General features: G+C 36.6%; 25 protein-coding genes and 2 tRNA genes. 17 read left to right on the top strand and 10 right to left on the bottom strand.

The window, feature by feature from the left end:
• The first annotated feature begins 139 nt into the window (after positions 1–139).
• From F8153_RS10460 to lysA, 7 genes are read left to right on the top strand one after another with little or no spacing between them, the layout of a single operon-like run.
• Positions 140–1,138 (top strand): aspartate-semialdehyde dehydrogenase, encoded by a 999-nt coding sequence (locus F8153_RS10460; protein ID WP_151866308.1) that lies wholly within the window; start codon positions 140–142, stop codon positions 1,136–1,138.
• Between the two features lie 16 nt (positions 1,139–1,154).
• On the top strand, positions 1,155–2,027 hold the full coding sequence (gene dapA, locus F8153_RS10455) for a 4-hydroxy-tetrahydrodipicolinate synthase (protein WP_151866307.1): 873 nt from the start codon (positions 1,155–1,157) through the stop codon (positions 2,025–2,027).
• A gap of 12 nt (positions 2,028–2,039) precedes the next feature.
• Entirely contained in the window at positions 2,040–2,762 is a 723-nt protein-coding gene (dapB, locus tag F8153_RS10450; RefSeq protein ID WP_151866306.1) for a 4-hydroxy-tetrahydrodipicolinate reductase, read from the top strand.
• A 14-nt stretch (positions 2,763–2,776) separates the two neighbouring features.
• Positions 2,777–3,490 (top strand): 2,3,4,5-tetrahydropyridine-2,6-dicarboxylate N-acetyltransferase, encoded by a 714-nt coding sequence (gene dapD / locus F8153_RS10445; RefSeq protein WP_151866305.1) that lies wholly within the window; start codon positions 2,777–2,779, stop codon positions 3,488–3,490.
• Position 3,491: 1 nt separating this feature from the next.
• On the top strand, positions 3,492–4,712 hold the full coding sequence (locus F8153_RS10440; RefSeq protein WP_151866304.1) for an aspartate kinase: 1,221 nt from the start codon (positions 3,492–3,494) through the stop codon (positions 4,710–4,712).
• Positions 4,709–5,896, top strand: coding sequence for an aspartate aminotransferase family protein (locus tag F8153_RS10435; protein WP_151866303.1), 1,188 nt, complete (start codon positions 4,709–4,711; stop codon positions 5,894–5,896). The genes F8153_RS10440 and F8153_RS10435 overlap by 4 nt, the downstream gene beginning before the upstream one ends.
• Position 5,897: 1 nt before the next feature.
• The gene (lysA, locus tag F8153_RS10430) at positions 5,898–7,124 is read left to right on the top strand and encodes a diaminopimelate decarboxylase (protein ID WP_151866302.1); all 1,227 of its coding nucleotides are present in this window, start codon (positions 5,898–5,900) and stop codon (positions 7,122–7,124) included.
• A gap of 122 nt (positions 7,125–7,246) precedes the next feature.
• On the opposite strand, the gene F8153_RS10425 is transcribed toward lysA, so the two are convergent.
• The 5 genes from F8153_RS10425 to F8153_RS10405 are packed head-to-tail and all read right to left on the bottom strand — an operon-like array spanning position 7,247 to position 11,167.
• A complete protein-coding gene (locus F8153_RS10425; RefSeq protein WP_151866301.1) occupies positions 7,247–8,350 on the bottom strand; it encodes an NADH:ubiquinone reductase (Na(+)-transporting) subunit F in 1,104 nt (367 codons plus the stop codon).
• 16 nt (positions 8,351–8,366) lie between these two features.
• Entirely contained in the window at positions 8,367–8,954 is a 588-nt protein-coding gene (locus F8153_RS10420; RefSeq protein ID WP_151866300.1) for an NADH:ubiquinone reductase (Na(+)-transporting) subunit E, read from the bottom strand.
• A complete protein-coding gene (locus F8153_RS10415) occupies positions 8,954–9,607 on the bottom strand; it encodes an NADH:ubiquinone reductase (Na(+)-transporting) subunit D (protein ID WP_151866299.1) in 654 nt (217 codons plus the stop codon). The genes F8153_RS10420 and F8153_RS10415 overlap by 1 nt, the downstream gene beginning before the upstream one ends.
• Position 9,608: 1 nt before the next feature.
• Entirely contained in the window at positions 9,609–10,214 is a 606-nt protein-coding gene (locus tag F8153_RS10410) for an FMN-binding protein (protein WP_151866298.1), read from the bottom strand.
• Positions 10,211–11,167: an RnfABCDGE type electron transport complex subunit D gene (locus F8153_RS10405; protein WP_243136951.1), complete on the bottom strand. Its 957-nt coding sequence runs from the start codon at positions 11,165–11,167 to the stop codon at positions 10,211–10,213. Before F8153_RS10405 ends, F8153_RS10410 begins: the two co-directional genes overlap by 4 nt.
• Positions 11,168–11,483: 316 nt before the next feature.
• Here F8153_RS10405 and F8153_RS10400 point away from each other — a divergent pair.
• A tRNA-Val gene (locus F8153_RS10400) sits at positions 11,484–11,559 on the top strand.
• A 54-nt stretch (positions 11,560–11,613) separates the two neighbouring features.
• On the opposite strand, the gene F8153_RS10395 is transcribed toward F8153_RS10400, so the two are convergent.
• The gene (locus F8153_RS10395) at positions 11,614–11,847 is read right to left on the bottom strand and encodes a YetF domain-containing protein (protein ID WP_279237133.1); all 234 of its coding nucleotides are present in this window, start codon (positions 11,845–11,847) and stop codon (positions 11,614–11,616) included.
• Positions 11,848–11,905: 58 nt separating this feature from the next.
• Positions 11,906–13,288, bottom strand: coding sequence for an MATE family efflux transporter (locus tag F8153_RS10390; protein WP_151866296.1), 1,383 nt, complete (start codon positions 13,286–13,288; stop codon positions 11,906–11,908).
• A gap of 421 nt (positions 13,289–13,709) precedes the next feature.
• On the opposite strand from F8153_RS10390, the gene F8153_RS10385 reads away from it, so the two are divergent.
• Together F8153_RS10385 and F8153_RS10380 are read left to right on the top strand one after the other, a co-directional pair.
• Complete coding sequence (locus F8153_RS10385) at positions 13,710–14,663, top strand: calcium/sodium antiporter (RefSeq protein WP_243136950.1); 954 nt, start codon at positions 13,710–13,712, stop codon at positions 14,661–14,663.
• Positions 14,664–14,719: 56 nt separating this feature from the next.
• Positions 14,720–14,977: a hypothetical protein gene (locus F8153_RS10380; RefSeq protein ID WP_192929769.1), complete on the top strand. Its 258-nt coding sequence runs from the start codon at positions 14,720–14,722 to the stop codon at positions 14,975–14,977.
• Between the two features lie 167 nt (positions 14,978–15,144).
• Here F8153_RS10380 and F8153_RS10375 read toward each other — a convergent pair whose 3' ends face one another.
• Complete coding sequence (locus F8153_RS10375) at positions 15,145–16,386, bottom strand: [Fe-Fe] hydrogenase large subunit C-terminal domain-containing protein (RefSeq protein WP_192929768.1); 1,242 nt, start codon at positions 16,384–16,386, stop codon at positions 15,145–15,147.
• A 212-nt stretch (positions 16,387–16,598) separates the two neighbouring features.
• Here F8153_RS10375 and F8153_RS10370 point away from each other — a divergent pair, with 212 nt between their 5' ends.
• The 4 genes from F8153_RS10370 to F8153_RS10355 all read left to right on the top strand — a co-directional run bounded on the left by F8153_RS10370 (position 16,599) and on the right by F8153_RS10355 (position 21,204).
• Positions 16,599–17,750, top strand: coding sequence for a dicarboxylate/amino acid:cation symporter (locus tag F8153_RS10370; RefSeq protein WP_151866293.1), 1,152 nt, complete (start codon positions 16,599–16,601; stop codon positions 17,748–17,750).
• A 606-nt stretch (positions 17,751–18,356) separates the two neighbouring features.
• Positions 18,357–18,992 carry a hypothetical protein gene (locus tag F8153_RS10365; RefSeq protein ID WP_151866292.1) on the top strand — a complete coding sequence of 212 codons (636 nt, stop codon included), beginning with the start codon at positions 18,357–18,359 and terminating at the stop codon, positions 18,990–18,992.
• Positions 18,993–19,012: 20 nt separating this feature from the next.
• Positions 19,013–20,281 carry an ATP-binding protein gene (locus F8153_RS10360; RefSeq protein ID WP_243136953.1) on the top strand — a complete coding sequence of 423 codons (1,269 nt, stop codon included), beginning with the start codon at positions 19,013–19,015 and terminating at the stop codon, positions 20,279–20,281.
• 14 nt (positions 20,282–20,295) lie between these two features.
• Entirely contained in the window at positions 20,296–21,204 is a 909-nt protein-coding gene (locus tag F8153_RS10355) for a response regulator (protein ID WP_151866290.1), read from the top strand.
• Between the two features lie 62 nt (positions 21,205–21,266).
• On the opposite strand, the gene F8153_RS10350 is transcribed toward F8153_RS10355, so the two are convergent.
• Positions 21,267–22,073: an NAD(+)/NADH kinase gene (locus tag F8153_RS10350; protein ID WP_151866289.1), complete on the bottom strand. Its 807-nt coding sequence runs from the start codon at positions 22,071–22,073 to the stop codon at positions 21,267–21,269.
• A 214-nt stretch (positions 22,074–22,287) separates the two neighbouring features.
• Here F8153_RS10350 and F8153_RS10345 point away from each other — a divergent pair, with 214 nt between their 5' ends.
• Positions 22,288–23,205, top strand: coding sequence for an RluA family pseudouridine synthase (locus F8153_RS10345; RefSeq protein WP_151866288.1), 918 nt, complete (start codon positions 22,288–22,290; stop codon positions 23,203–23,205).
• 61 nt (positions 23,206–23,266) lie between these two features.
• On the opposite strand, the gene F8153_RS10340 is transcribed toward F8153_RS10345, so the two are convergent.
• Positions 23,267–23,342: transfer RNA gene (locus F8153_RS10340), tRNA-Ala, on the bottom strand.
• 232 nt (positions 23,343–23,574) lie between these two features.
• Between F8153_RS10340 and F8153_RS16140 the strand changes: the two genes are divergently transcribed.
• Both F8153_RS16140 and F8153_RS10335 read left to right on the top strand, forming a co-directional pair.
• A complete protein-coding gene (locus tag F8153_RS16140; RefSeq protein WP_192929767.1) occupies positions 23,575–23,751 on the top strand; it encodes a hypothetical protein in 177 nt (58 codons plus the stop codon).
• A 58-nt stretch (positions 23,752–23,809) separates the two neighbouring features.
• On the top strand, positions 23,810–24,118 hold the full coding sequence (locus tag F8153_RS10335) for a hypothetical protein (RefSeq protein ID WP_151866287.1): 309 nt from the start codon (positions 23,810–23,812) through the stop codon (positions 24,116–24,118).
• Positions 24,119–24,216: the final 98 nt, after the last annotated feature.

Here is a 24,216-nt window from a genome sequence, read left to right as displayed (position 1 = left end):
GTACCAAATGTTCTTATAGCATTTTTTGCAATGTAATTAGCATTATATACAATATTATTTGCAAATAATTATAATATAATAGAATGAAGATGAAGATAATGATTTTATAAAATATTTTAATTAAGGAAGGAGATTATACATGGGTTTAACAGTAGGAGTAGTTGGTGCAACAGGAGCAGTAGGAAGTAAAATGATTGAAATATTAGAAGAAAGAAAGCTAACCATCGACAAGCTACGCTTATTTGCATCTCAAAAATCAGTAGGAAATACCGTGGATTTTAGAGGAGAAAAAATTGAAGTAGAGCTTTTGACAGAAGATGCTATGAAGGAAAAGTTTGATTATCTGTTGTTCTCAGCTGGTGGTGGGGTATCAGAGAAATATGCACCTATAGCAGCAGAAGCGGGAAATACAGTAGTAGACAATTCCTCCCAATGGCGGATGACAGAGGGTATTCCATTGGTGGTTCCAGAGGTTAACCCCCATGTTTTAAAGGGATATCAAGGTATAGTTGCCAACCCCAATTGCTCAACCATTCAAATGGTGGTGGCCTTAGCCCCTCTACACAAAAGATATGGAATTAAAAGAGTTGTGGTATCCACCTATCAAGCTGTTTCAGGCAGTGGACACAAGGCAATAGTGGAGCTTCAAAACCAGGTTCAGGATGAAAACTATCCCAATAAGGTTTATACAAAGCAGATATTTGCCAACTGCATACCCCATATCGATGTATTCTATGATAATGGGTATACTAAAGAGGAGCTAAAGATGGTTTATGAAACCCACAAAATCCTCGAGGATGACAAGATTCAGGTTAACGCTACGACTGTAAGAATTCCAGTTTATTATGGTCATAGCGAGTCGGTTTACTTGGAATTTAACGAAGCTCCAGAGATCAATGAGATTAAAGAGATTTTAAGGAACTCTCCAGGGGTGGTTTTAATGGATAATCCTGCGGAAAACTGTTATCCAACGCCAAGGGAGGTTGCAAACACCGATGAAACCTATGTTGGAAGGATTAGAAAGGACTTATATAATCCCAACGCAGTATCATTATGGGTGGTGGCAGACAATTTAAGAAAGGGTGCAGCCACCAATGCAATTCAAATTATAGAGGTAATGGAAAATTATAAAAGGTAAGAGAGGAGAGGTATGAATGTTTAATGGATCTGGAGTAGCAATAGTAACACCCTTTAAGGAGGGTCAGGTGGATTTTCAGGCCTTTGACAGACTACTAGACCTTCATCTAGAGAATGATACCCAAGCAATTATCGTTCTAGGTACTACTGGTGAAGCAACAACAGTAAATCATGAGGAAAGGGTAGCTTTGATTCAGGCAGCGGTAAAAAAGGTTGCAGGAAGAATACCCATAGTAGTTGGAACAGGCTCTAATAGTACAGAAATTGCAATTAACTATACGAAGGAAGCAGAAGAGCTAGGGGCAGATGCAGTATTGGTGGTTACTCCATATTACAATAAGGCCACCCAAAAGGGCTTAATTACCCACTTTACAGCCATAGCCAATGCAACAAAGCTTCCAGTAATTTTATATAACGTACCAAGTAGAACCGGAGTAAACATCAATGCAGAAACGGTGGCTGCTTTATCAGAGATTGAAAACATCATAGCTGTTAAGGAGGCCAGTGGCAACATTTCTCAGATTTTAGAGATCAGAAGACTGGTTCCAGCGGACTTTAAAATATATTCAGGCAATGATGATCAAGTGGTTCCAATCTATAGCTGTGGAGGAAATGGAGTAATTTCAGTATCCGCCAATGTAGTACCAAGGGCGATGCAGAGGATGTGTAGAGCCTTTGAAGAGGGCAATGTAGGGGAAGCTCTAGAATTACAGCTTAAATATAAAAAGTTCATTGATTTACTCTTCTGTGAAGTGAACCCTATACCTGTAAAGGCTGCCGTAAGCATAATGGGTTATATAGAAAATGAATTAAGACTTCCTTTAACTCAGATGGAGGTAGCCAACTTAGAAAAGCTTAAGAAGGAAATGGAGCTACAACAAATTATTTAAGGGGGGAGTTTGATGAATCTATTAATTTGGGGAATATCAGGGAAGATGGGTCAGCACATTTTTCATCTGGCTAAGGAAGACCCAAGCTGGACAAATATTGATGGAATCAACTCTAAAAAAAATCCTGAGGAGCTGGAAGTGAAGCCCCATGTAGTGATTGATTTTTCCCACCCAACAGCTCTAAAGAAGGCATTGGATTACTGCTTAAAAAACAGTCTACCCTTGGTTATTGGAACAACCGGCTATAATGCTGAAGAAATCAACCTGATAAAGGAGGCTGCCACCAGAATTCCAATACTTCAGGCAACCAATATGTCTATGGGTATGAATCTAATGTTTTCCCTGGTGGAAAAGATTGCAGCAGCTCTAAAGGATAAGGTTGATATAGAGGTTATAGAAGCCCATCACAATCGCAAAAAGGACGCTCCATCCGGTAGTGCTGTTACAATTATTCAGTCAATTGAAAAGGGCTTAGGTCATACAGCTAAAAAGCAGTACGGTAGAGAAGGCCAATGCCCAAGGGATAAGGGAGAAATTGGCGTTCATGCCATTAGAGGAGGAAACATCGTTGGCCTCCATGAAGCTCATTTTATAAATGAACTAGAAACCATAAAGCTGATACACGAAGCCCATGATCGATCGGTATTTGCCCAAGGAGCTTTAACAGCGGCGAAATTCATCGCAGATAAGGGTATTGGCTTATACAGTATGAGGGACGTATTAGGATTAGACTAAGGAGGAAACTAACAATGGATGCAAAAATGATTATAGAGTACATAGGAAATAGTGTGAAAAAGACCCCTGTTAAGGTATATTTGAAGGGTGAAATTAACAGGATTGATTTTTCTCAATACCAAGTGAAGGACTTTGTAACAGGTGGCACTGCCATACTATTTGGTGAATGGAAGGAAATTTCCCGCCTGTTGGAGGATCATAAGGCTTTTATTGAGGATCTAGAGATCGAAAATGATAGAAGGAATTCTGCAATCCCGATGCTGGATTTAAAGGATATAAATGCCCGGATCGAGCCAGGAGCCATTATTAGAGAAAAGGTTGAAATTGGTAATAATGCAGTCATTATGATGGGTGCTGTAATCAACATTGGAGCAATTATTGGAGAAGGCACCATGATTGATATGAATGTGGTTGTTGGCGGTAGAGGAACAATAGGTAAGAATTGTCATATTGGAGCAGGGTCGGTTATTGCAGGAGTTATTGAACCACCATCGGCCACCCCTGTAATCGTGGAGGATAACGTTGTAATAGGTGCCAATGCAGTTGTTTTGGAGGGTGTAAAAATTGGAAAGGGCTCTGTTGTAGCTGCTGGAGCAGTTGTAACTGAAGATGTTCCGGAAAATGTTGTGGTGGCAGGAACCCCAGCCAGAATCATAAAGGCCATAGACGAGAAGACCAAATCTAAAACAGAGATTGTTGAAATTCTTCGAAATCTTAAGGAAGCATAATATGAAAATTGTTGTTCAAAAATACGGAGGAACCTCAGTAGGTTCCATTGAAAAAATTAAAAGGGTTGCAGATAAGATCATCCAGAAAAAAAATGAAGGCTATCAGGTAGTTGTAATAGTGTCTGCTATGGGTAAATCCACCGATGAGCTTATTGATTTAGCCAAGGCAATTACTGACAATCCAGAGCCAAGAGAGATGGATATGCTACTGACAACGGGGGAACAGGTTTCTATTTCCCTGTTGTCAATGGCTCTAATTTCTAAGGGTTATCCTGCAATTTCCTATACTGGCCCTCAACTCAATATACAAACCACCTCATTACACCAAAAAGCAAAGATCAAGGATATAGATGTGACAAAGGTCTTGAAGGCCTTTGATGACGATAAGATTGTGGTAGTTGCTGGTTTCCAAGGAGTATCAGAAAATCATGAATATACCACCCTTGGAAGGGGCGGAAGCGATACCTCGGCAGTAGCCCTGGCGGCAAAGCTAGATGCCAGGTGTGAAATCTATACCGATGTTGAAGGGATCTATACAATGGATCCTAGAAAACTAAAGGGTGCAAGAAAAATTGATAAAATCAGCTATGAAGAAATGATGGAAATGGCCAGCCTAGGTGCGGGAGTAATGCATTACCGTGCTGTAGAGCTGGCTAATAAGTATAAAATACCTTTGTACGTGGCATCTACCTTCTCGGAGGAAAATGGCACCATGATTGAATTTAAGGGGGAAGATGGGATGGAAGAAACCTTAGTAACAGGGATGGCCACAAGCCTAGATGATATACAAATTACAGTGATAAACCTGACAGCCACTACCGGGAATCTTTCTAGGCTCTTTGGACAATTGGCAGAAGAGGAAGTAAATGTAGATATGATTTCCCATATGATTACCCTCGATGGCAAAATGTATGTAAGCTTTACCATTCCTAAGGAGGATCTGGCTATTGCTGAAAGAATTTTCAAGGAATGGCAGATAGAACTTCCAGACATTAGATGGGAAATCAATAGAAATATCGCAAAAATTTCAGTGGTGGGTTTGGGTATGCGAACCCATTCTGGTGTAGCGGCTAAGGTTTTTAAAATTATGGATGATCATAATATTGAAATTAAAATGGTTACAACCTCAGAAATTAAAATTTCATGGGTGGTTGAAGACCATTTAGAAGAAAAGGTGGTGACCCTTATGGGTAAGGCCTTTGGGTTGGTGATGGAGGAATGAAAAGGGATTGGATGGAGCTAGATAAAGAATATCTGTTGCCAACCTATGGCAGAATGCCTGTGGTAGTTAAGCAGGCAGAGGGAATGTATATAACCGACGAAGAGGACAATCGGTATCTAGATATGTTTTCAGGCTTAGCTGTAAATATATTAGGCCATTGTCATCCACTGCTGGTGGAGGAAATTAAAGGTCAAGCCCAGCTATTTTCTCATATTTCTAATTTTTTTTATAATAAGCCTGCAATCCTATTGGCTGAAAAGCTTGTTCACTATACCTTTCCTGGAAAGATATTCTTTACCAACTCTGGAGCAGAAAGCACAGAGGCGGCTATTAAATATATCCATAAGTATGGTAAGGCTCATGATAGAAAAGGCATGATGGTTTTTAAGAACAGCTTCCATGGTAGAACCTCCGGAGCTCTTAAGCTCACCAGAATGGCCAGCGTTCAGCAGGATTTTGACACCATAGAAGCTCCAGTTTATCAATTGGATGGCCAGGATATTGATCAACTAAAGGATTTTATTCAGAAACATAAACCTGCTGCCTTTATATTTGAGCCCATTTCAGGATCTGGAGGAATTCAAGTAATTACTAAAGATTTTATGGAAGCTGCGGAAAGGCTGTGTAAAGAGAATCAAGTTTTATTCTGTGTAGACGAAATTCAAACCGGAATGGGCAGAACCGGTAAACTTTTTGCCTATCAGCACACTGATGTAAAGCCTGACATACTATTGTTTGCTAAGGGTATTGGTGGAGGACTGCCCCTTGGAGGAATTCTAGTGGCAGAGGAATTTTCCCACTATTTTAAAAGTGGCGATCATGGAACCACCTTTGCACCAAATCCCATCAGCTCTGCCTTAGGGCTTAAAACTCTGGAAATCCTAGAGGGTGGCCTGTTAGAGCATGTAGTTGAGATGGAGGCCTATCTTATGGAGGGCCTAAGGAAGGTTAGAGAATCTTTTCCTACTCTTATAGGGGATATTAGAGGCCTAGGGATGATGATGGGTATGGATATCCTAGGAGATGTTACCACTTTGAAGGATGACTTTATGAAGAAAAATATCCTAATTAATATAACCAATGGCAACATCTTGAGGTTATTGCCACCATTAATTATTGAAAAGGGAGATATCGATATTTTTATAAAGGCTCTGACAGAAATTTTAACAGAATGGAAGGATTAAAATGCTAGAATATATAAATCATCAATTAACTGTAGAAGGGATTCCCTTAGAGGAGATTACCAAAGGAAGGCCAACACCCTTTTATCTCTACTCCTGGAGACAGATTGAGAGGAATATTGAAAGGATTGAATCGGTTTTTGAGGGATTAAATTATCATATTTCCTTTGCTGCAAAGGCCAACAACAATCTCCATTTAATAAAGGGCTTAAAGGATTTGGGAGTAGGGATAGATGTGGTTTCCTTAGGGGAGTTTTACTCGGCTAAAAGGGTGGGCTATAATCCCCATAACGTAATTGTTAATGGCAATGGTAAGTCCCTGGATTTTTTAAGGGAGATGCTGGTATATCAGCCTAGGGCATTAAATATCGATTCCTGGGAAGAATTGGAGCGGCTGGTTGAACTGGCTGAAGCAGAAAAAAAGGAAATAACCGTTGCCTTAAGGGTAAACCCCGATGTGGACCCCATTACTCACCCTTATATATCTACAGGTCTTAAAAAGAGCAAATTTGGTATGGATCTGGATATGGCTAAAAAGTTGATTGGGATTTATTATAAGCATCCCTATATTAAAATAGAAGGTCTTCATCTTCATATAGGATCCCAAATTCTAAAGGTTAGTCCCTATGAGGATGCCTATAGCAAGGTGGATAATTTTATAAAAGGCCTAGAGGAGCATCAATTGACCTTTATGAATATAGGTGGAGGCTGGGGAATTGATTACTATAAAGATGGCAATGAGTTTCCCTTAGAGGAATATAAGAAGAAGGTTATACCAATATTGAAGCAGATGAATATGGAGATTATTTTGGAGCTTGGTCGATTTATCGTGGGTAATGCCGGTATGCTGGTGGGACAGGTGGAATATATTAAGAAAACCCCCCATAAAACCTTTGTAGTTACCGATGCCTCCATGGCAGATTTAATTCGACCCAGTCTTTATAATAGCTATCATCATATTTATCCTCAATTTAATCAAGGCCAGGAGAAGGAATTTGATATCGTTGGACCCATTTGCGAAACCGGGGACCGTTTTGCAGAGGGGAGAAGCCTAAAGTCTCCTATGCCTGGAGATTATATAGTGATTGCCGACACCGGAGCCTATGGAAGGGTAATGAGTTCAAATTATAATTTTTCTCTAAGGTCTGCTGAGTATTTGGTTAAAGATCAGGAAGTAGTGGAGATTAGGCCAAGGGAAGACTTCGAGGAGATAACTTCATATTTTAAGTAACTGAAAAGCTACTGAACTATAGTTTGTATATAGTTCAGTAGCTTTTGTTTGTTCCAGCAGGTTCAGTTATGAACTTTTGGCTTTACAATATTATAGTTTCCCTTTTATAATCTTCAATTTAATTAATCAAACTTATCATAGTAAATCCTATCCTCTGGAATCCCTTTGGCCTTTAAGGCTTTGATGGTAGATTCGATCATTGGAGCACTACCACACAGATAGGCCTCCTTATTTTCACCTTCACTAAGGTATTCAGCAATTGCATCGGTAACCCTACCTACATCCCCTTCCCAATTGTCGGTTTCCAAAGGTCTCGAAAGGCTTGGTATATACATGAAATCCAGCAAGTTATTCTGAAGCATTTCCATTTCCTCTAGCATAAAGAGATCCTCTTTACAACGGGCACCAAAGAAGTAGGTTGCCTTTCTATTAATACCCTTATCCAGCATTTCATATAAAATACTTCGTATTGGAGCCATACCTGTTCCAACAGCCACCATTACCATTTCTCGATCACTTTCTTCATCCAGATAGAAATCTCCATAGGGGCCATTGAAGGATACCTCGTCTCCTTGGGAAAGGTGCTTGTGGACATAGGTGGTTAGTATTCCACCTTCAACATAACCAATGATCAGGTCTACAAAATTATTGTTTTTTGTTGAGGATGCAACTGAATAGGCCCTATAGACCTCCTCTTGATTACCTGGATAGGGAGGGGCCAGCAATTGAATGTATTGACCAGCCTTAAAGGAAATCTGCTGACCATCAGTAATTCGAAGACGTAGATATTTGATTTTAGGGGTTAAATCCTTAGCGATTTCCACCACTGCTTTGTATTGTTTTACATTAAATAATTCTTCAGGAATTGTAATGTCCATATCCTCTTTAACCTTTACCTGGCAGGAGAGTCTTACATTATTGGCAATATCATCCTCTGTAAGATAGGAAAGCTCTGTTGCCAGCACCGGACCGCCACCACTATTAATGGTACATTTGCAATAGCCGCAGCTGCCCTTACCTCCACAGGCAGAAGGAATGAAGATATCATTACTAATCAGGGAGGATAGAAGGCTATTACCACCATCCACCACCAGCTCCTTATCCTTGTTTATAATGATTTTTTTCTCACCATAGTCTGCAATATAAACATCGGCTAAGGATAAGATTATTGCAAGGATCGTAGCTATACCTGAAATTACTGCGATTGTTATGATTATATTTAACATTTTGCCACCTCCAGGGCTACTGAATTTTTACTATACCAGAAAAACCAATAAAGGCAAGGGCCATTAAGCCAGTTATAATAAGGGTAATTCCTGGCCCCTGTAACCCCTTAGGTATAGGAGAATTCTTAAGCCTTTGTCGTATGCCTGCCATGGCTACTATAGCCAATGCCCAACCTAAACCTGAACCAAAACCAAAGACCACTGATTGAATAAAGCTGTAGCTACGGATAACCATAAAGAGGGAAACCCCTAGTATGGCACAGTTTACAGTAATCAATGGCAGAAAGATTCCCAATGAGTAGTATAGTGTTGGCATGTATCTTTCTACAATCATCTCAACCAGCTGAACAAAGGCAGCTATTGTAATAATAAAGACGATAAACCTTAGATACTCTAATCCAAGGGGCATTAATATATAATGATATACTAAGAAATTAATAATGGTGGTTCCTGTAGTAACAAAGATTACTGCCTGGCCTAGACCCAGGGAGGTTCTGATCTCCTTTGATACTGCTATAAAGGAACACATACCAAGGAAATTACTTAAAATCATATTGCTGGTGAATATTGAAGCAAACAATATAACAAAGGGATGTACTGTCATTATTCTACACCTCCTGCTTTAGCTGTTGCTGGTACTTGCAGCTGATCCTCTTCAGATTTTGCTGATAATGTGTTGGCAACCCAAATGACAATGGCTAGCATGAAGAAGGCTCCTGGGGGCATAATCATAAAAATCCATCTTGGCCACCAACCCCCTAATACCTGATAGCCAAATAAGCTACCAAAGCCTAATAATTCTCTAAAGAAGGCTATTATTAACAAGATCATGGTATATCCTACTCCTGAAGCAACACCATCCATAAAGGCTGGGAGGGGAGGATTATTCTGAGCATAGGATTCGCAGCGGCCCATAATAATACAATTGGTTATAATTAAGCCTACATAGGGTCCTAAGGCTTCGCTTATGGTTGGGTAATAGGCCTTAAGTACGATGTCAACGATAATAACATATGCAGATATAATCAGAGTTTGGACCATCATTCTAATATGCCTAGGTGTATATTGACGGATAATGGATACCGTCAAGCTTGAAAAGGATGTTACGAATATTAAACCCAAGCCCATTACGAAGGAGTTTAGCATAAGGTTGGTCACCGCAAGGGCAGAGCATATACCTAGTATTTGTCTAAATATAGGGTTATCTTTAAAAACTCCCATTGAAAAGATATTTTTATATTCCTTTAGTTTTAACATTCTATAGACCCTCCTTTGCTTCATCTAAGATTTCCCTTAGATTGTCATTGATGATTCTCTTAACAGCATTGGAGGTTCCGGTAGCCCCTGATATGGCATCCACCTGACCTCCTGGATTGGGTCGATATTTGATGAATTCTTGAAGATCCTCTGTATTTAAAACAACCCCTCTAAATTGCTCCTTGAAGCCTTCTTCATCAATTCTACCTCCAAGTCCAGGTGTTTCACTATGGGATAAGAAGTCTATTCCTATAATCTTTGTTAAAGAAGGATCTAATGCAATAAAGCCCTTCAAGAAGCCCCAAACTGCATCTCCCCCAAAGGGAAAGACATATCCAACTAAAGAGTCATCCCTATAGCCTAAATAATAAGTTATATCTTCACTCTCTTTTACTTCGATGGCTTCATTATACAAATTACTAACCTCTACTGCCGTTTGATTCTCAACGGAAAAACCTAATACATATAATAGCGATTTTTGTTGCTTCATTTCTAAATTCATTTCTATTTTGTTAGCTGTTAACTCATTGATAATTGCTAAGCTACCAGTAAATATAACTGAAATAATTAACATAAACATAATGGATTTATAATTAAAGGCCTTCATGCTGTCTTCACCTGCCTTCTTTTTTTCAATTCCTTAAAGGCTACATCTATGATTGGAGCAAAGGAATTCATAATGAGAACTGAGAACATGACTCCCTCTACAAATATTCCAAAGACCCTTATTAATATGGTTATCATACCAATTAAAAGCCCGTAGAGGATCTTTGCACTGGAGTTTTTAGGAGCGGTGATGGGCTCAGTTATAAAGTAAACTGAGGCAAAAAGAAATCCTCCAGAAAGCAATCCAAATACTGGGCTAGGAGCATTGTTGACCCCAATAAGGGTTAGTATGCTGCTGGTTGCAACAAAACCAACAGTTGGGGATAGCATCAGCTTCCAGTCAATTGTTTTAGTAAGGATAAGAATAATTGCACCAAGAAGGATCAATGCACCACTGGTTTCACCCATGGAACCTGAAGCATTGCCAAATAAAAGCTGCTGCAATGAAGTAATGATTCCAGACTGCCTTAAGGATAAAAGGGGAGTAGAGCCAGAAACTGCATCAACTGCAGGTGTGATATATCTAGTAAAGCCTCCGGGAAAACTACTAGCAGCAATGTTCCATCTCACCGTTAGATATTCTGGGAAGCAAACATAGATAAAGGTTCTAGCTGCAAGGGCTGGATTAAAAATATTATGACCAAAGCCGCCAAAAACCTCCTTAGCAAAAGCAACACCAAAAATGATTCCAATAATTGCTACCCAAAAGGGTGTAGCAACAGGAAGGGTGAGGGAAAACAATACTGATGTAACGATTACCGCTTCACTTATTTTCTTGTTTTGTCTTCTCTTAAAGATTGCTTCTGTTAAGATACCAGCAACTGTTACTACCAGCATTAAGAGAAGAGTTCTCCATCCGAAAAAGAAAACAGCTCCTACAATTATAGGAATGAGACTAAGCAAAACCTTTCTCATCATCAGCTGTTTCATAAATAATTGGTTGTATTTTGACACACATAGTCCCCCTTACGTTTCAATGATAATACTTTTTTACCCACATTACTCTAATCAAAACATATTCACATACAGTTATATATATGAGGGAACCTTTACCAATATTTAAAGAGACCTTCTTATCAGTCCCTCTTCACCAGCAATTTCTTGTCACCTTACAATAAATGGAAGGAAAATTCCTTCGTGTTTACTATGGTAGTGGTCTAGATCTGTTATTTCAATTATCTTGGCATTAAAAAGAAGTTGCTTTTTCTCTATTTTGATGCTATTATATCTTCAATAGAGAACTTAACATTCAACATTGTGTTTAATATTTGGGCAATTAACTCAGCTGGTAGAGTGTCTCCTTGACGTGGAGGAAGTCAGGGGTTCGAGTCCCTTATTGCCCACCAACGAAATAAAAAAGACCATCTATTACTTCAATAGATGGTCTTTATCTATTAACCTTATTCTATCCCATATTTCCCATGGGTTTCTTCCTGTACATTTTTTCTGGATATATATAAATTATTGGATGTATCTAAGCCTGCATAAAATACATCCTTAATATTTTCAATTCCATAACCATTAAGCTGTTTCATTAGCCATTTTTCATTTAATTTTGCGTCAGCTAGGTTTTCCTTCATAACCTTCCCATCAAGAATAATTTCCTTTGTTAAGCCTTGATAGGGTGGATATATGTGCTCCTTTACTATGTATTATATTTTTATCATTTTATAGGAGCATTATTTCTATCCTTTAAATCTCGATTTCCTTCAGTACAACCCTTGAATTATTATAAACATCATATTTTTTATATAGATAGAAGCTTAATAAAAACCTAAAAATAAGATCGATACTCATGACCATCCAAATTGCTGTTACAGAGGTATTAAAATAGCGATATAGTATATAAGAGACAGGAATACGAATGGCCCATAACCCTGTTCCAGCAACAATCATGGGAACTTTAGTATATCCAGCACCCCTTAGGGCGCCATTTAAGACCCCAGACATGCTTTGGGGTATTTGAACCAGCCCCATTAAAATTAGGTATTTAACCCCTAAATCAATTACCTCCTGTTGATCAGTTAACAGTCTTAATACAATAGCTGGCATAAATAGTAGGATTGCAGATGCCAAGGCGGTAACCAACAAAGAGCCCTTTACAATCTCTTTGATATATTTCCTGCCCAATTGGGGGTTATTGGCACCAATGGTTTGGCCAATAAAGGCCGTGGCTGCAATACCAAAGCCCATAGCAGGCATATAGGATATGGATTCAGTTTGTAAGCCCAACTGATAGGAGGCTAGAGCCAGCTCTCCAAAGGACAGGATCATCATCGTAATCAGTAAGGAGGATAGTTGCCAAAAAATCGATTCAGCTGCTGAAGGTGAGCCTACACGGTATACCTCTAACACTTGCTTGATATCTAGCTTGAAGAAGTCTAGATTAAATAATGATCCTAAGACGCCGTTTCTATTAAAAAGCACATAAAGACCCAGAAGGGCAGCCACAAACTGAGAAGAAACCATAGCTATTCCAGCTCCCTTTAATCCTATGGAAGGAAGGCCGAGGGGTCCAAATATTAGGATATAGCCTAAGGAAATATTAATAAGATTCATGATTAGGGCGATTTTTGCTGGAGTTTTTGCATTTCCCATTCCTTGAGATATCCCTGTAACCACCAGTATAATTGCCATAAAGGGTAATCCCCAAGATACTGTTCTTAAGTAAAGGGTTCCATCTATTAAGATGTTTCCTTTAGCTCCAAAAATTTTTAAAATATCAGGTGCAAACCAATATATGATTTGTTGAAGAGCCAAAACTAAAAGGATAGAAGATAATAGGGTTTGCTGTACTACTTTTTTTAATCTAATAGTATCATTGGCACCATAGGCTTGGGCGACAAAAACCGTTGCACCGGTGGTTACGCCTTTAAACAAAGCCCAAATAATTCCCACGATTCTTTGGCTTAAGCCAACAGCACCGATTGAGGCAGCACTGATTCTTCCAATCATGGCCATAGCAACAAAGCCTGCCGTCATCTGCAATATGTTCTCAATGGTTATAGGAAGAATCATTGAAAGGATCTTTTTTCGAATTTCTTTCTGGGATGGTTCACTGATCTCAAGGTTCATTTTATTCGCCTCACTAATATTTCGTTATAGGATTTTTTCCTATTTAATTATACACTATATCCCTATTAAAAATAATTACATATTTTTTATAAATATCGTGTTTTTTTAGTAGGGTTTAACGGAATTTTACTTGATTATTATCAACAATTGAGTTAATATATCGCTATAGTCAATATAATTCTCCAGTTGAAGGGGAGTAGCTATCCATATGGATTGATAAAGTCAACATACATGGCAGGATTTTCTGTCTGGCTTTATCCTTTAGCAATAAAGAAGCAAGACCTTTAACATGATTTTATCTTTTGGGATAAATTTATGTTAAAGGTCTTTTTTTGTTAACATAAATGCTTTTTGATCCTAAATATTTGGTTACAATTATAAAAAGACTATTAATCTATTCACACAGGAGGAGTTCATTTTGATGTATTTATTTTTAATCTTGGGCTTAGTGATACTTGTGAAGGGAGCGGATTATTTTGTAGAGGGTGCATCAAAGATTGCAACCTATTTAAGAATACCTCCCATTCTGATAGGTTTAACCATTGTTGCCTTTGGAACCAGTGCACCTGAAGCTGCTGTAAGTATATCAGCAGCACTAAAGGGGAGTGGAAGCATCGCGCTAGGAAATGTGGTGGGAAGTAATATTTTTAACATCACCTTCATTTTAGGTTTAGCTGCTTTTATATATCCATTAAAGGTTGAAAGGGAAACCATAAGAAAGGAAATTCCCTTTGCTTTGTTGGCCAGTGTGTTAATGATCATTCTCATAAATGATATAAGACTTCAAGGTTTTAGCACCAATCTAATAACAAGGGCTGATGGCCTTGTTCTGTTATCCTTCTTTATGATATTTCTTTATTATATATTTGAAGTAGCAAGGAATAGCAGGGAAAAATCCATGGTGGAGGATATAGAATTAGATACTAAGTCTCTAGGAAAAAATATCTTATTCACCATCGGTGGTTTGATGGCTATTATTTTTGGAGGAGATCAGGTGGTAAGGAGTAGTATCAAAATAGCATACTCTTTAGGCATGAGTGAAACCCTAGTGGGACTAACAATTGTGGCTGTTGGTACATCTTTACCTGAACTTATTACTTCCGTTACAGCTGCCATTAAGAAGAAAAGTGAAATTGCATTGGGAAATGTTGTGGGGAGTAATATATTTAATGTTTTCTTCATTTTAGGTATTTCAGCAGTGATAACCCCACTATCAGTTGATAGTAAAATGTTTGTTGATGCCCTAGTGATGGTTCTATCGACGGTGGTAGTACTTGTTTTCTCTAAAACCCATTTGAAACTGTCTAAGCTAGAGGGGTCTTTATTAGCAATTGCGTTTATTGCCTATATGATATTTATAATTATCAGAAATTAACCATTGAATCAGAACGTATGTTCTGGTATAATAATTTTAAAAGAGAGGTGATGCTGGTGGAAAGAATATTTCAATACTCCTTAATTAATCAATTACCCATTATCATAATTTATCATAAGGGCTTAGAGATCAGTCAACGAAAAATACTGGTAAAGGAAATAAATAATCGTAACATTAAGGCATACTGCTATTTGAGGAGGTCTATAAGAAATTTTAGCTATGATAATATTTTATCTGTAGCCCAAATTAACAGTACTGAGGTGGGTTTATATTCAGATCAGCATAGAGAGGCCTCTAACCATCGGTATAATTAATAAGTTATATAAACAAAGCCAAAGGGTGTATACAAATGACCCTTTAGCACAATAAAAAACTGAGTAGTCAATAAAAAAATCCTATTTGATTATTGGTTACTCAGTTCTTTTTTATATTCAGTTCTTTTTTATCAATAAATGATGTTTTATCTAACACTAGCAAGGATCTACTTTTTCTTAACGCTACTTTTAAGTATCACTATACAATCCTCTATGCTGGCTGAGCCTAAAACAATATCCTCAGCTAAGGCTCTGCAATTTGGTGCGCCACAGGCCCCGCAATCGATATTGGGTAGGGTAGGTAAAATCCTCTGAATTTCTTCCATTTTTTTAATGGCAGTGAGAAGGTCATCATCCAGCTTAGTAACCTGTATGGGTGCTAAATCTTCTTGTAAAAGAAAATCCTCAAAGGGCACATCTGGTTTTGATTCATAGTTATAATATTTTTCTGCTAGTCTCCTAATCCTATTTCTGGCAACAAAGGAATTTTCAATGGTTAAACTACCACCAACACATCCATTGGTACAGGCGCAGCACTCTAAAAATTTTAAATCCTTCATCTTATGATTTTCAATTTCTTCCAAAACACTAATAACATTTTTGATACCATCAATAGCTAAATAATCTTTAATTCCAAGGGCCTGGCTTTGGCCTCCGCTTCGTGCCCAACCAATTCCCTTTCCTGAGGGATAAAAACTCTTGGGATGATTTTGGTTTTTGTTTAGGTTTTTACTGACTTCTATAAAGGCTGATTTGATAGATAATGTCCCACTTATATGGGATTTTTTAATTCCTACAGGCTTTTTAAAGCTAAATATCCTTGCTGGACAAGGAGTAATGTAGAATACTCCTACCTCATCTTCAGATAAATTGTGCTCTTCATAGGCATCTTTTCTTGCCATAAATGCTGATACTTCAACTGGAGAATCGATCGGTAGAATATTGTCAATTAAGCTGGGAAATCTTATTTGTATAAGCCTTACGATTGTAGGACAGGCAGATGAGATTACTGGTTTGTTAAAATCATTGTTCATAAGGGATTTAGTAAATTCCGTTATCACATCTGCTCCTCTAGAAGTTTCAAAATAGTTATCAAAGCCAAGATTTAATATACCGTTGATTACCTCTGGTGGGGAGATTACTTCGTTAAATTGTCCGTATAGAACAGGGTCAATAAGGGCAATTTTATATTTATAGGAATTGATTAATTCTAAACCATCGGTGGTTCCAAATCTGGCATGTCTAGGGCAGGCCAATATACACTGCCCACAGTTAATACACCGTTCCTTTATAGTATAGGAGTGGCCATTTTTTACTCTTATGGCTTCAGTGGGACAGCTCTTTATACAGTTGGTACAGCCGACACATTTATCGGGATCTAATATTATCGCATAAATTAATGCCTGCATAGGGGTTCCTCCATAAAAATAGTGTTTATAAATATTACAATAAAAGTAAATAATAATCATAAAAATTATTTAAAAATATAAAATTGTTTAACAATTTAATTATACACTTAAATGAAAAAAAACAAAATAGTATAAAGGTTTTTTATGACATTGTTATTTTAATGTCAAAGAGGTGATTCAGTAAAATTAATGAACTAGAAGGAGGAAGAAATATGAAAAATTTAGGCTTGCTACCAAGATTGGTTATAGGCATCATTCTTGGTATATTAATTGGAATTACTAAAATTGAGTTTTTAACAAAAATTCTAGTAACCTTTACTGGGATCTTTGGAAATTTCTTAGGATTTATAATTCCACTATTAATCATTGCTTTTGTTGCACCAGGAATTGCTGAATTAGGAGATAGGGCTGGTAAACTACTTGGTATAACTGCGGGGATTGCTTACTTATCCACTATACTAGCAGGAATTCTAGCTTTTTTCGTAGCTTCGATGATATTGCCATCTATCATTACAGCAGGAGGAGAGGTTGGTGAAGGAGCGAAGGTTGCTGGGTATTTTCAAATTGAAATTCCTGCTATTATGGGAGTTATGACAGCTTTGGTTACTGCATTTTTACTGGGTTTAGGAATGGCTGCAATTAAAGGAAAAGCTATATTTAACTTTATGAATGAATTTCAAGAAATCATCAATAAGGTGATTAAGAACATCATAATTCCACTATTACCTGTTCATATAGCAGGAGTATTTGCTAGAATGGCATTTTCTGGACAAGTTGCCAGAACCCTTTCGGTCTTCAGCCGTGTAATCGTAATGGTTTTTATTCTACATGTAGCTTATATCCTATTACAATATTTATTGGCAGGGGCCTATACAGGAATGAATCCATTTAGAGCAATTAAAAATATGCTGCCTGCTTACTTTACAGCAATAGGAACTCAATCTTCAGCTGCAACTATCCCCGTTACTGTAAGGTCTACAAAGGCCAATGGAATCACAGATGAGGTGGTGGAATTTGTAATCCCCTTATGTGCAACTATTCATCTTGCAGGAAGTACTATAACTCTTACCACCTGCGCAATAGCAGTAATGGCCTTAGAGGGTATGGGAGTAAATTTTGGACAATTCTTACCCTTTATCCTAATGCTGGGTGTAACAATGGTTGCTGCTCCGGGAGTGCCAGGGGGAGCTATTATGGCAGCACTAGGTTTATTAGAAACGATGTTGGGCTTTGGAGAACCACAGCTAGCTTTAATGATGGCAATATATATTGCTCAAGATAGCTTTGGAACTGCAGCAAATGTAACCGGTGATGGAGCAATAGCCATCTTTGTAAATAAGATTGCAAAAGGCATAAAGGTATAAAGCCATTGATTTAATATTAGATGATCTAAAGAAATGGAAGGCAGAAATACCTTCTCAGACCATCGAAAAAGTATAAAACTACATTAAAACCCTATATTCTTAAATAATGAGAAATCTGCGGAGATAAGAATAAAAGAAGGAGAAAATTACAGATGAGTGTTTTCAATGTATGAGCCAAAGGTGAGTTTTGAAAACACCTGTGATTTTTGAGTTCATCCTGCCTTTTGACCGAGAGCCAATTTCTCAGTTTTAAAATATAGTGGTTTTTCGATAACCTCGGAAGGCAGAAATGCCTTCTTTTCGTTTAAATAAAATATAAAAAATTTACTGAATAACCTACAATAAAAAGGAGTTTATTAATTTTTGCTTAATATAGTAATAGTAAAATGCAACTGATCGTAAAAGGATAACTTAGAAAAGGAATATTAAATGTTGAATGTTGAATATTGAATTAATGGTGCTACGATTAGAAAAAGCTGTTTACTGATGGATTAAACAGCTGAACTTATTTCTATAATTACAATAATTTTAGAACACATTATGTATCTGTTTTATACTATAAATACAAATATGATCTGTTTTCCACACTAGAAAGGAATGATCTATATGGATTTTATCTATAATGCCCTTGAAAAAAGTGACTTAGAGGATATTTTCCCCATTGATATGGAGGGCCAAGGATGGATTTGGATTAATGAGGATATCTATTTTGATATATTGAATAATGCAGTAGGAAATGATGGGGATTTAGAGGATTATCTCACAGACCAAGAACCCGTTGTGTATGAATCGGTTATTCTGGATGTTTTAAGGCAAAAGATGAGGGACAAAGGTTGGATGGAAGTAAATCAAATATTGTTTCATGAAATCTATAGAGACTTTATACCAACCTCTGATATAAAGACCTATATTTTCACTGATAAAAGATTCTTTTTAAAAAATGTTAACCGCATCTCAAGGGATATGGAATGGATTTATAAAGCAATGGCTATAGATGCCTATCAACATTTGATTCCTGAGGAAGGAACCCTTGAACAGATTTTTGATAGATATTTCAATGATAATTTTATTATTTTAGAAGGACTAATAGTCGGGGGTAGTTATAGTTTAAACCAAGGAGAATGGAAATATAATAAGAAAGAAAATTCTCTTATATTCAGAAAAAAAGGCAAAGAATATAGACGATGGGCAGAAGGCAATACAAATTCCGTTTTCAGAGAGCTCACCATGAATGAAGGGTAGGGTGAGAGCCTTTGAAAGAAATGAATTCAACCATTAAGAAAATAATACTCATTTGTTTTGTCACTACCTTTATGGGTCAAATTTATTTGAATCCCTTTAATAGTGAGTTTAGATTTTCATTGAGTGTAGTGGCATTTTCATTGTTCTTATATTTTTATAAGGATCTTAATATCATAACTGTGTCCTTTATTACGGGTATATTTGTATTTGCCTTTAGGATGCTGATGCAATTCCTTCAAGCTCCAGAACTTCAAATTTTAGAGCTTGTACACATCCATTATCCGGCCATAGGCTATTATATATTCTTTGGTATCTTCCTAAGGATATCAAACTTTAGAGGCCTTCATGATAAGAAATATATGTTTATTGTCATGGTAACCCTTTCTGATGGATTTGCTAATATTATTGAATTGCTGATACGGATGGATAACATTGAAAAATTTACAGGCTTTTCGGTAATCTTTTTTGTGGCCTTTTTAAGAAGCTTTATTACCATCCTTGTAATAGAAGTAATCAACTACTATGAAATGCTTTTAATGAAGGAGCAGCATGAGGAACGATATAAGCAGTTGATATTATTAACCTCTAATCTTAAATCCGAAATGTTTTTCATAAAGAAGTCTATGGATGATATTGAAAATGCTATGGAAAAAAGCTATCAGTTATATTATAATCTTAAAGATTGCAACAAAGATCAGGATGATCAGCTATCCTTTGCAGCCCTTTCTTTATCAAAGGATATACATGAAATTAAAAAGGATTATTTAAGACTCACGGCAGGCTTAGAAAAAATATTACCAGAGATTGAAACCCATGATAATATGCAGATTAAAGATATCTTTAATATCCTTAAATCCAGCTATGAAAAAAACCCTACGGTGATTGATAAGAACATTCAGATGGATTTTAATTATACTGAAGATTTTATGATAAAGCATGCCTACCAAATGATATCCATTATAAATAACCTCCTAATAAATTCAATCGAAGCCATTGATGATCATGGTAGGATTTTGGTAAACTGCAGAAAAATTCATGAAGATTTTCAGCTTAAGGTTATTGATAATGGCATTGGTATAAAGTCGGAGGACATGAACATTATTTTTGAACCGGGATTCACCACTAAGTTTGATGAAGATACCGGTAAGATGAATTCTGGAATAGGATTAACCCATGTAGCTCATTTGGTACATAACTATTTCAAGGGAAGTATTCATGTAGATACTGTACAAGCTATGGATGAGGGCACGACTGTGTTTATCATCAAAATTCCACTTATGAATATTTGATGGGAGGAAGTAATATGGATTTAAATATTTATATCATTGATGATGACATAAGTATCAGGCAGATTATAAAAAATATCATTCAAACTCAAAAACTAGGCAATGTTATTGGTGAAAGTGACAATGGTGAAGAAGGTTTGAAAAATATATTTCTTTTTAAACCAGATATCGTAATTGTAGATTTGCTCCTTCCCAATATAGATGGTATTGAGTTGGTGGAAAAAGCTAAAAGCATTAACAACCAAATGCTATTTATTATGATCTCTCAAGTGAGCTCTAAGGATATGATGGCTAAAGCTTATGAGGGAGGGATTGAATACTTTATCAGTAAGCCAGTGAATGTGAAGGAAGTTGTCTCGGTTATTAAAAAGGTAATCGAGAAATATAAGTTAACAGAAACCTTAAGGCATATAGAATCAGCCTTTAAACTTCTAAAGGATATTAATAGCAAGGACAATAATTGCATAAGAGAGGTTAAAGGAATAAAGGAACCGATTAAGCTGATACTATCGCAGCTGGGAATATTAGGTGAGGCTGGTAGTAAGGATCTTATTGAAATTATAAATATTCTAACCAGTAATCGAATAGAGAACAACGAAACCCTTACCAGATATAAGACATCTGATATTTATAAGCTTCTTTGCGACTATTATAATAGTATGGAGGAGGGCTTAGAAACAAATGAAAAGGCTATAGAGCAAAGGGTTCGACGAGCCATAGCCAAAGCTATAAGAAACATTGCCAGCATAGGCATAGAAGATTACGGAGACATTACCTTTACAACCTACTCAAATACTCTATTCGATTTCCAAGAGGTTCGAATGGAAATGGATTATATAAAGGGTAAAAGCAAGTATCGGGGAAAAATAAATGTAAAGAAATTTTTAGAAGGAATCATCTTATTTGCAAATCAAGGCTATTTGTAAAAAAACTCAACCCAGAAGGGTTAAGTTTTTAGATTGAACTAATTGTTGTTGTTTATTAATGCTTATAGAAATTTATCAATAACCTTACTCCAAAATTCTGAGCCCTTTAATCGAAGCATTCTAATGTTTAGCTCTGATAATCTTAAGGATATTTCTATAATGCTATCATGCCTATGTTCTGCACCATCGCTTACGATAACAATTGAATCCTCAAAACGGTACTCTGGATTCACCTTTAGTGTGGCATAGGAGGGTAATATTACGCTGGATGTAAAGGATCTATAGGCATTGGTATTAATGGGGGCCAATGGGGTTACTTGTATTACATTTAATCTGGGGTCAACGATGCTGCCTCCTACTGAATAGTTATAGGCTGTACTGCCTGTGGAGGTTGATATTAAGATGCCATCTCCACTAAAACGCTGTATTAAATGATCATCTACAGAGATATCAAGATGGATAGTTCTAGATTTATCGCCCTTAATAACAATCTCATTTAAACCCATTGCGTTTATACAATTGGTTCTGGTACAAATAACTGCTTCTATGGGGTTCATTTCATCTATGAAGTATTCTTTATTAATATATCGATTTAAAAACTCATCAATTTCATCAGGATTAATTTCTGTGAAGAAGCCTAAGTGACCAGTGTTGATACCAACTATAGGAATATCAGCGAAATCATAAGTATGTAGAGCCCGTAGAAATGAACCATCCCCACCAATACAAATAACAAGCTCGGCAGTAAAATCAAATACCTCACTTACATAATAACCCAGTTTTTCAAGCTTTCCTCTTAGATAATTGGCAGTATCAATAGAGAATTTTGTATCACTATGTACAATATTTATAATTTTATTAAATTCCATAATATTCTCCTTTATGTTGTTTCATATTAATAGTATTTAAAGTTCATACTTGCATTAGTACAGACTATGGGTATAATAACATATAAGTGTCGCTATATGAAATAAATCCAAAATAATAGTAAAGAAAAAAACTACCACATTACACTATTATTATAACAATGGGAATTATATTAATGCAATAAATATCCATTAAATTAAGAAACAGGTGATTAATATGCTTATAAAAGAAAATCAAACAGAGACAATAATGGTTTACAAAACAGAAAGGGAGGACGATGGTAAAACCATTAAGTCTGTCCTTAGAAGCAAACTGGACTTTTCCAGCCGTTTGCTGACCAAGCTTAAGCATGGGGAAGGGGTTTATTTAAACCAGCAATATGTAAAATATCATACCCTTGTTAAGGAAGGGGATATCATACAAGTAGATATGGAGGAGCCCCCTAATCAATTTGAGCCTCAGGATATTCCCTTAAATATTGTATATGAGGACGTTGACTTAATTATTATTAATAAACAGCCTGGCATTGTATCCCACCCAACAAAAAGTCATCCCAACTCCACAATTGCCAATGCAGCTGCCTATTATTTGCAAAGTCAAGGAAAAACCTGTAGGATACGATTTGTGAATCGCTTAGATATGGATACCTCTGGCCTACTAATTATTGCAAAAAATCCTTATTCCCATCATGTTTTATCTCAAATGATGCAGGAGGATAAGATTCAGAAAAAATACATTGCCTTTGTAGAGGGCGTGGTTGAGGATGAAGAAGGAACCATCGATGCTCCCATATATAGACCATCGGATGATAGTATAAGAAGAATAGTTGATGATAGGGGGCAGACCTCTATCAGTAAGTACAAGGTTCTTCGACGATATAAAAACTCCACCGTTGTTCTGGTAGAACTTTTAACGGGTAGAACCCATCAAATAAGGGTACATATGGCCTATTTAGGACATCCACTGATTGGTGATAGCTTATATAATGAAGGCGGCACCATTAAATTTAGTAGGCAGGCCCTACATGCCGCCTATTTAAAGCTTTTCCAGCCCCGTTTTAGAGAAAAAATAGAGGTTGAAGCACAGCTGCCAGAGGATTTGAAAAAATTGGGACTCCACTTAGAAAACTTATAAAGCTATAATTTAATTGACATAAAAAAATAGGACTATCATTTTAGTCCTATTTTTTATTCACTGGTGGAGACGAGGGGACTTGAACCCCTGACCTCTTGACTGCCAGTCAAGCGTTCTCCCAGCTGAACTACGCCCCCGGGTACCAATTAATTATATACAATATCTCTAACAATATCAAGTAGTAATTTTTGATAATGAGCTATATTTTAAGACTTTTTTGAGGAGGAATTTCCCATTTTATGTAGAAGTAGTTATTTGCTCAGGGCGGATAATCTTATAACACAAGAATATTTTTGATAAACATGGAATAAAATATAAAATACTTGTCTATATTTCATATAAGCATTACTTTACGAAGGGGGAAAAAAAATGACTAATGGTCGGTTGCCAGAGGAAGATAAGCTCATAATGGAAGTGGAAGAAGAGCTTAAAGAGGTTACTAAGACCTTTATAAAACTTCTTAAAGACTTTCAAGAGAAGGGGATAATTACCAATACTCAATATAATGAGATGATCAAGGAAAAAAAGAAATTCTTAGAGGGTTAGTTGGAACAATTGTTATTGATAATCATACAATGGATATATGGGATTGGAGTGTATGATTATGAATGAAATCAATTATATTTCAATTGAGTTTCTTAATAGCTTTACGGGTGGAGTCTTTATAACCAATCTTATTACTCATTTTATTAAGGACTACTTTCCAAAAAGCCTAGATAAAAAAATAAGCACCTTAATTGTAGCGTTTATTGTCACCCTTACCAGCAACATCATTATGAAGGGTATTAGCTTTTCTTTAGTTTACTTAAGTACCATCAATAGTTTTTTAGTGGCAGCTGCTGCCATGGGGAATTATGACCTTTTAACAAAGAGAATGAGAAAGGGGAATGGGGACAACTATATTAAGAATTAGAGTATTCATTAATCAGCTGGATATTATTGCATAAGGAGAATATGGCCATCAGGCTTTATTTTTTTTGTTTTTTATGGTATCATATTTTATGTAAACCC

Source organism: Alkaliphilus serpentinus (assembly GCF_009017255.1).
Taxonomy (GTDB): Bacteria; Bacillota; Clostridia; order Peptostreptococcales; family Natronincolaceae; genus Alkaliphilus_D; species Alkaliphilus_D serpentinus.
Note: the sequence above shows the minus strand (reverse complement) of the source record. Positions and strands in the feature narration are given on the sequence as shown.